The sequence below is a fragment of the Nocardia colli genome (assembly GCF_008704205.1).
GTDB classification, from domain to species: domain Bacteria; phylum Actinomycetota; class Actinomycetes; order Mycobacteriales; family Mycobacteriaceae; genus Nocardia; species Nocardia colli.
In genome coordinates this window covers 190,509-202,199 of sequence record NZ_VXLC01000012.1, presented here as the reverse complement: position 1 = coordinate 202,199, position 11,691 = coordinate 190,509, and the positions used below count along the sequence as shown (strand labels likewise).

Below are 11,691 nucleotides of genomic sequence, written 5' to 3'. Positions count from 1 at the left end.
TTGTCGGTGGCGTTCGATAGCCTCTCCGCATCAATCGTTCGAGGGGCTAGGGGGCAGCAATGACATCCATCCACATCGACCACCGCATCAGCAGGCTCGAAACGCGAGTCACCGACATCGAAGAGCACTACGGCGAGACGCACCTGACGCTGACACGACGAGTCGCCGGGCTCGAGATCGTAACCGGACGAAGCTTCGCATTGCTCATGGAACGCCTGGGCGTTCCACCGGCCGAGATCGCCAAAACCACTGTCGCCACAGCGGCCGAGATCGACGCCGTTCTCGAAGAAGACTGCTGAGGGGCCGACGATGACATCCATCCACATCGACCACCGCATCAGCAGGCTCGAAACGCGGGTCACCGATATCGAGGACACGCACGGTGAGTCGCTCTACAAGCTCACCCGGGCTAGCGTCGGCTCCAGGATCGAGACCGGTCGGCTGATCGACTGGACCGACAGCGCGAGCCGGGCTTTCGCCCTGATCATGGAACGGCTGGCGATCGCGCCGATCGAGTTCCCGCCGGCCGCCCGTGCGACCGAGGCCGAGATCGACGCGGCGCTCGAAGCGGAGCTGTGAGCGGTCGGTCAGATCTGTCCGGCGCCTAAGTCGTCCGGGCCGAAGGCATCCGGCAGCAAGGCACTGAGCGGGACGGGTCCGTCCTTGTGATCGACCAACAGGTCGGGCCCGCCGTGTTCGTAGAGGAGTTGGCGGCAGCGGCCGCAGGGCATCAGGATTTCGCCGCGAGAATCGGTGACCGAGATGGCCACCAAGCGACCGCCACCATCGGAATGCAAGTTACCGACGAGTACACATTCGGCGCACAGGCCCAAACCGTATGAGACATTTTCCACATTGCACCCGCGCACAATTCGGCCGTCGGCGCTGAGCGCTGCCGCGCCGACCGGAAACCGCGAGTACGGCGCATAGGCATTCCGCATAACTTGAATCGCGTTGTCGTGCAGGGATTTCCAGTCGATTTGCGACATCGGGAACCTCTTCTGGAACAGGCCGGAACTGGCCGCGCGGGACCCTCGAAGGAACCCTTCACGTATCAAGAAAGGTAAACCTAACCCGCCAGACTGTAGCGCAACGCACGGCACGCCGAATTAGTTCCGGCAAACCTAGAGGATTAGAGTCCAGAACAGATCGGTTCAGGTTCCCGGCAGCGGGCCGCAGCGCAGCCACCTGGGCATTTGCGCCCAACGCAGCCGGCCTCGGATCAATGAACCGGGTCCATCAACGACGTTGGAGGCACCGCACTCTATGACCACGATAGAAGCTCCGGCCCAGCCGAAGCGGAAGACGCTGTACCGAGGCGACCCCGGGATGTGGTCCTGGGCGCTGCACCGGATCACCGGTGTCACCATTTTCTTCTTCCTCTTCGTGCACGTCTTGGACACCGCGCTCGTCCGGGTCAGCCCGGATACCTACAACCGGGCGATCGAGACCTACAAGAGCCCCATCGTCGCGCTGATGGAAATGGGCCTCGTCGTCTGCGTGCTTTTCCACGCGCTCAACGGCGTCCGGGTCATCCTGGTCGACTTCTGGTCCAAGGGCCCGAAGTACCAGCGCCTGATGCTGTGGATCATTCTCGCGATCTGGTTCCTGCTGGCCGTACCCGCGATCGGGCGCCAGTTCTTCTACCTGTTCACGGAGCACTGAGATGACTGCACCTGTTCTTGGTAAGTCCTACGACCGGCCCGCGAGCCTGGACAACCCGCGTTCGCCGCGCATGCGCGCGAACAGCAACTTCGAGAAGTACGCGTGGCTGTTCATGCGCGCCTCCGGCCTGCTGCTGATCGTGCTGGTCCTCGGCCACATGTCGATCATGCTGCTGCTCGACGGCGGCGTGAAGCGGCTCAACTTCGGCTTCGTGGCCGGCCGCTGGGCCAGCCCGTTCTGGCAGCTGTGGGACCTGAGCATGCTCTGGCTGGCCCAGCTGCACGGCGGCAACGGCCTGCGCACGGTCATCGCGGACTACTCCCGCAAGGACTCGACCCGGTTCTGGCTGAACACGCTGCTGGCCATCTCGATGATCCTGATCCTGGCCGTCGGCACCTACGTCATTTTCACCTTCGACCCCAACATCAGTTAGGAACAGGTCAACTCGATGAGTGACTCGCGGATTCAGGAGCATCGCTACGATGTCGTGATCGTCGGCGCCGGTGGCGCCGGCATGCGCGCGGCGATCGAGGCCGGGCCCCGGGCGCGTACCGCCGTGCTGACCAAGCTGTACCCGACCCGCAGCCACACCGGCGCGGCGCAGGGCGGCATGTGCGCCGCGCTGGCGAACGTCGAAGAAGACAACTGGGAATGGCACACCTTCGACACCGTCAAGGGTGGCGACTACCTGGTCGACCAGGATGCCGCGGAGATCATGGCCAAGGAGGCCATCGACGCGGTGATGGACCTGGAGAAGATGGGCCTGCCGTTCAACCGGACGCCCGAGGGCAAGATCGACCAGCGCCGCTTCGGCGGGCACACCCGCGACCACGGCAAAGCGCCGGTGCGCCGCGCGTGTTACGCCGCCGACCGCACCGGTCACATGATCCTGCAGACGCTCTACCAGAACTGCGTCAAGCACGACGTGGAGTTCTACAACGAGTTCTACGTGCTCGACCTGGTGATGACCGAGACCGACCGCGGCCAGGTCGCGACCGGCGTGGTCGCGTACGAGCTGGCCACCGGCGACATCCACGTCTTCCACGCGAAGTCGATCGTGTTCGCCACCGGCGGCTCGGGCCGGATGTACAAGACCACCTCGAACGCGCACACGCTGACCGGTGACGGCATGGCGATCGTGTTCCGCAAGGGTCTGCCGCTGGAGGACATGGAGTTCCACCAGTTCCATCCGACAGGCCTGGCCGGGCTCGGCATCCTGATCTCGGAGGCCGTCCGCGGTGAGGGCGGCATCCTGCGCAACGCCAGCGGCGAGCGGTTCATGGAGCGCTACGCGCCGACCATCAAGGACCTCGCGCCGCGCGACATCGTCGCCCGTTCGATGGTGCTCGAGGTGCTCGAGGGCCGCGGCGCCGGACCGAACAAGGACTACGTCTACATCGACGTGACCCACCTCGGCGCGGACGTGCTCGAGGAGAAGCTGCCCGACATCACCGAATTCGCCCGCACCTACCTCGGTGTCGACCCAGTGACCGAGCTGGTCCCGGTCATGCCGACCTGTCACTACGTGATGGGCGGCATCCCCACCAAGATCCGCGGCGAGGTGCTGCGCAACAACACCGACGTGGTGCCCGGCCTCTACGCCGCGGGCGAATGCGCGTGCGTCTCGGTGCACGGCTCCAACCGCCTCGGCACCAACTCGCTGCTGGACATCAACGTGTTCGGGCGGCGGGCCGGCATCGCCGCCGCGGAGTACGCGCACCGCACCGAGTTCGTGGAGATGCCGGAGAACCCGGCGCAGATGGTGCAGGACTGGCTGGCGCTGATCCTGTCCGACCACGGCAACGAGCGGGTGGCCGACATCCGCACCGAGCTGCAGTACACGATGGACATGAATGCCGCCGTGTTCCGCACCGAGGACACCCTCAAGCAAGCCCTCACCGATATCCACGTGCTCAAGGAGCGCTACAGCCGGATCACGGTGCAGGACAAGGGCAAGCGCTACAACAGCGACCTGCTCGAGGCCGTCGAGCTCGGCTTCCTGCTCGAGCTGGCCGAAGTCACCGTCGTCGGGGCGCTCAACCGCAAGGAATCGCGCGGCGGCCACGCCCGCGAGGACTACCCGGACCGCGACGACGTGAACTTCATGCGGCACACGATGGCCTACAAGGAGAGCCCGGATCTCATCTCGGATATCCGCCTCGACTTCAAGCCGGTGGTGCAGACCCGTTACGAGCCGATGGAGCGTAAGTACTGATGACTGTGCATACCCACCCCGGCGGCTCCGCCGCCTCACCGTCCCCCGGCGTACTCGAGACACCCCCGGCCAAGCCCGCACCCATCCCCGAGGGCTCGGTGATGGTCACGGTCAAGGTCGCCCGGTTCAACCCGGAGGACGACAAGGGCGCGCACTGGGAGTCGTTCCAGGTGCCGGTCCTGACCACGGACCGTTTCCTCAACGTGCTCATCTACATCAAGTCCTACCTGGACGGCACGCTCACCTTCCGGCGCTCCTGTGCGCACGGGGTGTGTGGTTCCGACGCCATGCGGATCAACGGGGTTAACCGGCTGGCCTGCAAGGTGCTGATGAAGGACATGCTGCCCAAGGGCGACAAGTCCCTCACGATCACCGTCGAGCCGATCCGCGGCCTGCCCGTGGAGAAGGACCTCGTGGTGAACATGGAGCCGTTCTTCGACGCGTTCCGCGCGGTGAAGCCCTACCTGATGACCTCGGGTAACGAGCCGACCCGCGAGCGCATCCAGAGCCAGGCCGACCGGGCGCGCTTCGACGACACCACCAAGTGCATCCTGTGCGCCTGCTGCACCACCTCCTGCCCCGTGTACTGGAGCGACGGCAGCTACTTCGGCCCGGCCGCGATCGTGAACGCGCACCGCTTCATCTTCGACAGCCGCGACGAAGGCGCCCGCGAGCGTCTCGACATCCTCAACGACGTCGAGGGCGTCTGGCGCTGCCGCACCACCTTCAACTGCACCGACGCCTGCCCCCGCGGCATCGAAGTCACCAAGGCCATCCAGGAAGTCAAGCGCGCCCTGCTCTTCGCCCGCTGACCTCCCCGGCACCCGAAGGCCGCCTCCATCGAAAGATGAAGGCGGCCTTCGTCGTTCGCGGGGTATGGAGCCCGGCTAGTTGTCGTAGGAGGCGACGCCAACCGGGCCGGAGCCCAGGCAGAGGGTGAGTCCTGGTGTGCGGGAGGTGATTCGGAGGGTGGTGCCGCTGCCTACTATGCGGACGAAGACTGTGCTGAGGCCCTTGTGGACGGGGACGGTGACGGATTTGCCGTGTTCCATGGCGACGGACAGTTGGCCGTCGCTGCTGGCCAGGTAGTTGAGCTGGGCGGTCCATTCGTGGTCGAGCATGGGGCCGTCGAGGGGGATCAGGAGCGGGTCGGGGGGTTGGATTCGGTAGCCGCAGTTGGGGTCTGGGCCAGGGAGGATGCGCCGGTTCCACCAGACCTGGGCTTCGACGATCGTGCCGGTGTCGGTGATCATGCGCAGGTGCGGGGTCGAGTCGGCGAAGGTGCCCGGTGCCGCGATCGGGGCGAGGACCTGAGGGGTCAGGTTTTGCGGGTAGGCCAGCGGGTTCAGGACGTCCCAGGGGACCTCCTGCTCCAGTAGTGGCGCGCCGCCCCAATGGTCTAGGGCCGGTTTCACGTTCGCGAGATAGGTTTTGGTCGGACTCGGGCTCCACGAGCGGACGAAGGTGTACGTGGAGAACAGGCTGCTCACGACGAACAGCGCCAGCACCGGTATCGCGATGCGGCGGCCGAGCAACGAACTCGGTATCTTTCGCGGACTCGCCCGCAGGATCAACGCACCCACGACGGACAAGGTCACGCCGAGATCGGCGAAGTAGCGCAGCGACTGCATGAGTTCGGCCGCGGTGTTCGGCCCGCCACGCACCAGCGCCACCGGCAGTTGCATCACCAGCACGTAGGCGACGGCGAGCACCCACATCGGCCACACTCGACGCCGCGCGTAAATCGACAGTGCCACAACCGAAATCAACAGGATCCAGGCGACGACCACCGCCGCGCCGGGCGGGTCGGCCCACGGTGCGGCAGGCAACCAGCGCTCCCACCGCCACGGCCCGCCGACCAATGCGGGCACCACCCCGAGCGAGGTCGCGTTGGGCAACCAGTCACGCATGCCCTGCGGGTTGTTGTGCACCCCGGCGAAACCGACCACCGCCAGATAGGCCGCCAGCCAGCAGAGCAGCACCAGTCCCGACCCCACCCACAACCGCACACCACGCCGCGCCACCACCAGAACGGCGGATTCCCGCCCGTCGACGTATTGCGCGAGCACCGCGACAGCGAACGCGACGAACGGGATGATCACCGATTTCTCGAAGAACAACAGCGCTACCGCGAGCACGACCATCCCGGACAACACGTAGCGCTGCCGTCCGGTGCGCACCAGAAGCAACGCGTCGCCGATCACCCAGGCGAGCGCGAATTGCAAAGGCAGCGCGTTCAACGCGGCCGACCACCAGGCGAACGCAGGCAGCGTCACCGGCGAGAACAGAAAGAACGTCAGCGGAATGAGCAGTGCCCACCGGTCGCCGAGCAGCACGCGCAACATGCGCAGCACCGACAACGACACCGCGAGCTGACCCACCAGCAACGAGACCGCCGGCACCGCCCACACCAGCGGCGCAATTTTCGTGGTCACCCAGGCGGAGGCGAAGGCGAGCGGCATGAAATGCCCGTCGTGATCGTGCAGCAGCAGATCCGCGGAGAACAGCGGATACCGGCCTGCCCGGCCGACGAGGATCAGATCGTCCCAGTAGAAGAATCCGCTACCCGCCACCCAGCCGCGCAGCGCCAGTTGCAGCGCGATCAAGCACACTGCCGCGAGGACGACCGGCGACAGCCCGAGACGGTGTCGGACGCGCGCCGAGACCGCGCTCGGACGCGGAGTGGACACGGCCGTCGACGGTGCGATCGCAGCGGTGTCCATGCCGAGCCACCCTAGTGGCGACCCGGCTGCGCCCAGATACGACGCCGCACCGGAACGGTCAAGCCGCGTACCCGGTCACCTTCTCCACCTCGACCCGGACCGCCACCCGAACCTGACCTTCGGCGGGCAGCGCGTGCTCCTTGCCGTCGTACTTCCACGACAGTCGGTGCCCGACCTCGAGATCGACGTCGTGGACGATGGTCGCCTTGCCGCGCAACTCGACGTAACTCTCGCCGTCGGCGGAGTCGATCACGGTCACGCTGACCCGCGGGTCGCGCAGCATGTTCCGGTGCTTGAGCCGACCCTCCAGGGTGGAGAACAGCAGGTCATCACCGTCCCTGAGCACCCACATCGCCGAGGTCTGCGGACTGCCGTCGGCGTTGATCGTGGCGAGCACCGCGTAGTTCTTGGCGTCGAGCAGAGCGATGGTGGCTTGGCTGAGCGTGATTCCCATGCGCTGGACAGTAATGGGCGCGCCGGAAATCCGGCCTGCGGATTCAGCGATAGCCAATTGCCATCAATACCGGAGCGTTGCCGGTAAGTTGATCTTGGACATGCTCTCCAGGTTGCCGCACACATCGTCGGCCGCGCCACGACACTCCGTCGCGCGCGGCTCGAGAGGAAGGCGCTAACCCCATGTACGTGTTCCGAACGGCCATCGCCGCGACCGTGCTGACCTGCCCGGCCCTGATCGCCGCGGCCGCGACGGCATCGGCGCCGACCGGCGTCGCCCCACACCACAATTGCGCGACCGCACAGGTGGCCTCGGCCGTCGTCACGACGAATCCCCGCGGCCCGGCCGGTCCGCACCGCACCGTGCTCAACACCTTGCTCTACCCGGGCCTCGTCGATACCGCGGGCCCGCTCGGCATGGGCGGCGCGGCCTTCGGCCTCGGCCTGGCCGGACTGATCGGCACCGGCAGCGCACTGCTGGGCACCGGCAGCGTCGCCGCCGCACCCTGGGCGGCGTTCCTCGGCACCGGCAGCGCGGCGGCCGGCACCGGCAGCGCCGCACTCGCGCCGCTCGGCGTTGTCCTCGGCACGGGAGCCGCGTTCCTCGGCACCGGCAGCGCCGCCGCCGGAGCATCGGGCAGCGTCGCGACCGGCGGCCTCGGCACCCCGCTGGCGATGCTCGGCGCGGGCAGCGCCGCCGCGGGCACCGGCAGTGCCAGCCTCGCCGGCGCGGGAGCCGCCGCCGCACCCTTCGCCGCATTGGCGGGCACCGGCAGTGCGATGCTCGGCAGCGGCAGCGTCGCCGCGGTCCCCTTCGGCGTCGCGCTCGGCGCCGGTGTCGCCGCCGGAATAGCAACCGGCAGTGCGGGAATGGCGTCGCTGAGCGCGGCGTCACCGGTCGCGGGCGAGGAAACCACCCGCACCGGCAAAGCCGACAGCACCGACACCAGCACGAAGAGCAAAGACGCGAACAGTGAGTCGGCCGATCCGGGATACCACACGCTGAAGCTGGGACCGCCGACCCGCTGATCAATGATGCGGATCTGCCTCACTTCGAGGTAATGCGCCCACCGCGTATGGCACCGCTCGACGCCGCGTCGTCGTCGATGACACCGTCGAACTCTGCCTCCAGGCGGACCGCGGCGACATGCAGCGCGACTGCCTGGTCGCGAAGGGCCGCCCCATCGAAAGATGCAGGCGACCTTCTCGATACCGGATCTACAGCGCCGCGCGAACTTTCGCGGCGAACTCATAGCCGCGCCGCCAATCCGCGTCCGTCGGCAGGGTGACCACTCGCGAAACACCTTGCGCCGCATAAGCGGACACCTGCGCGGCGGCCTCGCCGACGTCCGACGACAAACCGACCGCCAGCACAGTGACCGAAAGAGGTGCACGTTCGCGCTCAGCGGCGAACTCCTGAAGCTCCGCGATGTCCTTGGCCAGTTGCTCCGGATCGGATTGGATGGTGATCCACCCGTCGGCGTAGGTGGCGGCCCGGCGCCGCGCACGAGTGCTGTTGCCCCCGACCAGGATCGGCGGCATCGACGAACCGGGAGCCAGGGTCACCTCGAGCCCATCGGCCAACGTCGTCGGCTGTCCGGTGACGAGACCGGGCAGCACCCGCAACGCCTCGTCGGTGCGCCGGCCACGACCCTCGAACGAGGTGCCGGCCGCCCGCCATCCGATGTCGCCATGTGCCGGATTCCCGGTGCCGACACCGACGACGAGCCGATTGCCGGACAGCGTTTGCAGCGTGCTGATCTGCTTGGCCGCCCAGGCGACCGGGCGCAGGGCCAGCAACAGCACGTTGTAGCCGATGCCGATCCGGTCGGTCACCGCGGCGGCGGTGGCCAGCGTGACGGTGCTGTCCAGCATCGGCGCGGTCGCGATCAGGTGATCGGTGGACCAGATCGAATCGAGCCCGAGCTCTTCGGCGAATCGGGCGCTTGCCCGCACATCGCCCAGGATCGGCTGCTCGGGATCGGGGGTCGAGGTCGGCAGGATAACGCCTATCTCCATGGTCATTTCGGTCCAATCACTCGCTATCGGCTGCTCGACAGCAACGCTACGGGTACGCGGCGAGCGTTCCAATCTCCTGTTCGCTCACGAAGATGTCGCAAACGCTCAACGCATGTACTGATCGGAGATGCGCAGACCACCGGTCCCGGCTCGCCGGTCGATATACCCTGACGTATGGGTCTGTCTCGTCGGCAATTGCTGAGATTCGGCGGCGCTGGTTCCGCTGCGGTGCTGGTGGGGGCGGCGACGGCGAGCAGCGGGCAGTTCCGGGTGCCGCGGTGGTCCGACGATCCGTTCAGCCTCGGCGTCGCGTCCGGCGACCCGACCGCGGACGGGGTGGTGCTGTGGACCCGGCTGGCGCCGGACCCGTTCGCGCCGGATGGCCTCGGCGGCATGCCGTTACGCCCGGTAACCGTGGAATACGAAGTCGCGCATGACGAGAACTTCCGGCAGGTGGTGACCCGCGGGTCGGCGGTCGCGACGCGCGAGCTGGCGCACAGCGTGCACCCGGAGGTCAGCGGACTGGACCCGGATCGCTGGTACTTCTATCGATTCCGCGCCGGATCGGTGCTGTCCCCGGTCGGCCGGACCCGCACGGCTCCGCTGCCCGGGCGGCCTACCGCGCGGATGCGATTCGCGTTCGCCTCCTGTCAATCGTGGAGTTCCGGCTACTACACCGCCTATCAGCACATGAGTGCCGAGGACCTGGATCTCGTTGTGCACCTGGGTGATTACATCTACGAACGCAGCTGGACGCAGGGCCGCAAGGGCGTCGTGGAGGAGCCCCAGTTCCGTACCGAGGCCGTCGACCTCGCCGGCTATCGACTCCGCTACGCACAGGCCAAGGCCGAGCAGCCGCTGCAAGACGCGCACGCCGCCTTTCCCTGGCTGGTCACCATGGACGATCACGAGATCGACAACAACTGGGCGGGCAACTCGCCCGGGCTCGGGTTCGACATCTACCGCATCCCCGCGCTCTTCCGCCGCCGCAAAGCCGCCGCCTTCCAGGCGATGTACGAGCACCAGCCGCTGCGGATCGCGCAGCTGCCGTCCGGGCCGAACATTCACCTGCACCGCCGCTACGCCTTCGGCGACCTGGCCGAGATCACCATGCTCGACACCAGGCAGTACCGCGACAAGCAGGCCTGCGGCGACGGCAACACGGTCATCGACTGCGCCGCCCGGCTCGACCCCGATCGCACGATATTGGGTGCGCGGCAACGCGATTGGCTGATCGACGGGTTCGCCAACTCCCAGGCCCGCTGGCAGATCCTCGGCAACCAGGTATCGATGGGCCAGTCCGACCAGGACGCGGGCCCGGTCCTCGCCGTCGGCACCGACTCCTGGGACGGCTACGTCGCCGACCGCAACGCCGTGCTCGGCGCGGCCGCCGACCGGGACGTGCCCAACCTCGTCGTGATCACCGGCGACCGCCACCAGAACCTCGCCGGCGACCTGCGCCGCGACTTCGCCGACCCCGAATCCCCGGTCGTAGCAGCGGAATTCATCGGCACCTCGATCTCCAGCGCGGGCGACGGCGCGGACACGACCGACTCCGGCCGCAACCTGCTCGCCGCCAACCCCGACCTAAAATTCTTCAACGCCCAACGCGGCTACGTCCGCGTCGAACTGGACCACACCCTGTTACGCAACGACTTCCGCGTCCTCCCCTACATCCGCCGCCCCGGCGCTCCCATCCACACGCGCGCCAGTTTCGTTGTGCAGGACGGGATCCCGGGCGCCACGCCGGCCACCCAACCCGACAAACCAGCCGACGGACCCGGCCCCAGCGCCACCGCGGGCCCGACCGGCGACAGCCCGCGCTAGCCGGATCAATAGTGGCTGGTGCTGGGCGGTGCGCTGGACCAGGTTTCGCCCGCGATCACCACGTGATCGAGGAAGCGCAAGCCGACGGTGCGGGCGGCCTCGGCGAGCAGGGTGGTGGCGCGGCGGTCGTCCAGGCTCGGGGTCGGGTCGCCGGAGGGGTGGTTGTGCACGACGGCGAAGGCGCGACCGTCGTTGCGCAGCACGGTGTTCAGGATTTCGCGGATCGGGACCGCGACCTGATCGACCGCGCCCTCGGCGACGAACACCTTGCGCCGCAACTGATTCTGCGCGTCGCACACCAGCACCAGCAGCCGCTCGACCCGGGCGCCGGTGAACAGCGGCCGGGCCGCGGCGGCGACATCCGACGCGGCGCCGAGGCGCACGGGGGTGCCGGTGTCGCCGCGGGCCCGGGAACCGAGGTGGAACGCGGCGATCAGGGCCGCCGCCTTCGCCACCCCGACGCCGGCCCGGCGGGACAACTCCTCGGGCCGGGCCGCCGCCAATCCGGCCAGCCCGCCGTGTTCGACGAGTAGCTCCACCGCGAGGTCGAGCGCGCTGGCGCCGGGCCTGCCGTGCCGTAGCAGCAAGGCCAGCAATTCGACATCGCTGAGCGCTTGCGGGCCGAGCGCGAGCAGCCGCTCGCGCGGTCGTTGCTCGACGGGTACATCGATAAGCGAAACCGGCATCGTTCCACCCCTTGGTCACGGCGACAGTGTCACGGAGTGTGCCAGGCCCTACCGACATGTTGCCCGCGGCCGCGGGGCCGCCCGAGTTGTCCGATCCTGCCGA

At 67.7% G+C, this 11,691-nt stretch carries 13 protein-coding genes; 7 read left to right on the top strand and 6 right to left on the bottom strand.

The genetic code is table 11. From position 1 onward, the window contains the following. Positions 1-320: hypothetical protein (locus tag F3087_RS46700; protein WP_223885292.1), on the bottom strand; the 320-nt coding region annotated here is incomplete at its 3' end. Between F3087_RS46700 and F3087_RS24020 the strand changes: the two genes are divergently transcribed. Next, on the top strand, positions 310-579 hold the full coding sequence (locus F3087_RS24020; protein WP_150404278.1) for a hypothetical protein: 270 nt from the start codon (positions 310-312) through the stop codon (positions 577-579). The genes F3087_RS46700 and F3087_RS24020 overlap by 11 nt on opposite strands. Positions 580-587: 8 nt before the next feature. Here the strand turns inward: F3087_RS24020 and F3087_RS24015 are convergent, their stop codons facing one another. Next, positions 588-989 carry a cytidine deaminase gene (locus tag F3087_RS24015; protein ID WP_150404277.1) on the bottom strand — a complete coding sequence of 134 codons (402 nt, stop codon included), beginning with the start codon at positions 987-989 and terminating at the stop codon, positions 588-590. A gap of 277 nt (positions 990-1,266) precedes the next feature. Here F3087_RS24015 and sdhC point away from each other — a divergent pair, with 277 nt between their 5' ends. The 4 genes from sdhC (at position 1,267) to F3087_RS23995 (ending at position 4,692) form a co-directional block, all read left to right on the top strand. Continuing rightward, positions 1,267-1,665 (top strand): succinate dehydrogenase, cytochrome b556 subunit, encoded by a 399-nt coding sequence (gene sdhC / locus F3087_RS24010; protein WP_150404276.1) that lies wholly within the window; start codon positions 1,267-1,269, stop codon positions 1,663-1,665. Position 1,666: 1 nt separating this feature from the next. Next, entirely contained in the window at positions 1,667-2,098 is a 432-nt protein-coding gene (locus tag F3087_RS24005) for a succinate dehydrogenase hydrophobic membrane anchor subunit (protein WP_150404275.1), read from the top strand. A 15-nt stretch (positions 2,099-2,113) separates the two neighbouring features. Further along, positions 2,114-3,880: a succinate dehydrogenase flavoprotein subunit gene (gene sdhA, locus F3087_RS24000; protein ID WP_150404274.1), complete on the top strand. Its 1,767-nt coding sequence runs from the start codon at positions 2,114-2,116 to the stop codon at positions 3,878-3,880. Between the two features lie 101 nt (positions 3,881-3,981). Then, a complete protein-coding gene (locus F3087_RS23995) occupies positions 3,982-4,692 on the top strand; it encodes a succinate dehydrogenase iron-sulfur subunit (RefSeq protein ID WP_223885298.1) in 711 nt (236 codons plus the stop codon). A 75-nt stretch (positions 4,693-4,767) separates the two neighbouring features. Here F3087_RS23995 and F3087_RS23990 read toward each other — a convergent pair whose 3' ends face one another. Together F3087_RS23990 and F3087_RS23985 are read right to left on the bottom strand one after the other, a co-directional pair. Next, positions 4,768-6,603, bottom strand: coding sequence for a hypothetical protein (locus F3087_RS23990; protein WP_223885291.1), 1,836 nt, complete (start codon positions 6,601-6,603; stop codon positions 4,768-4,770). Between the two features lie 58 nt (positions 6,604-6,661). After that, complete coding sequence (locus F3087_RS23985; RefSeq protein ID WP_150404273.1) at positions 6,662-7,057, bottom strand: PPOX class F420-dependent oxidoreductase; 396 nt, start codon at positions 7,055-7,057, stop codon at positions 6,662-6,664. A 182-nt stretch (positions 7,058-7,239) separates the two neighbouring features. Here F3087_RS23985 and F3087_RS23980 point away from each other — a divergent pair, with 182 nt between their 5' ends. Continuing rightward, positions 7,240-8,085, top strand: a complete 846-nt coding sequence (locus F3087_RS23980) for a hypothetical protein (RefSeq protein ID WP_150404272.1) — start codon at positions 7,240-7,242, stop codon at positions 8,083-8,085. A gap of 189 nt (positions 8,086-8,274) precedes the next feature. On the opposite strand, the gene F3087_RS23975 is transcribed toward F3087_RS23980, so the two are convergent. Then, complete coding sequence (locus tag F3087_RS23975) at positions 8,275-9,075, bottom strand: LLM class flavin-dependent oxidoreductase (protein WP_150404271.1); 801 nt, start codon at positions 9,073-9,075, stop codon at positions 8,275-8,277. A 174-nt stretch (positions 9,076-9,249) separates the two neighbouring features. On the opposite strand from F3087_RS23975, the gene F3087_RS23970 reads away from it, so the two are divergent. Beyond that, positions 9,250-10,902, top strand: a complete 1,653-nt coding sequence (locus F3087_RS23970) for an alkaline phosphatase D family protein (RefSeq protein WP_150404270.1) — start codon at positions 9,250-9,252, stop codon at positions 10,900-10,902. 5 nt (positions 10,903-10,907) lie between these two features. Here F3087_RS23970 and F3087_RS23965 read toward each other — a convergent pair whose 3' ends face one another. Next, complete coding sequence (locus tag F3087_RS23965) at positions 10,908-11,588, bottom strand: JAB domain-containing protein (RefSeq protein WP_150404269.1); 681 nt, start codon at positions 11,586-11,588, stop codon at positions 10,908-10,910. Positions 11,589-11,691: the final 103 nt, after the last annotated feature.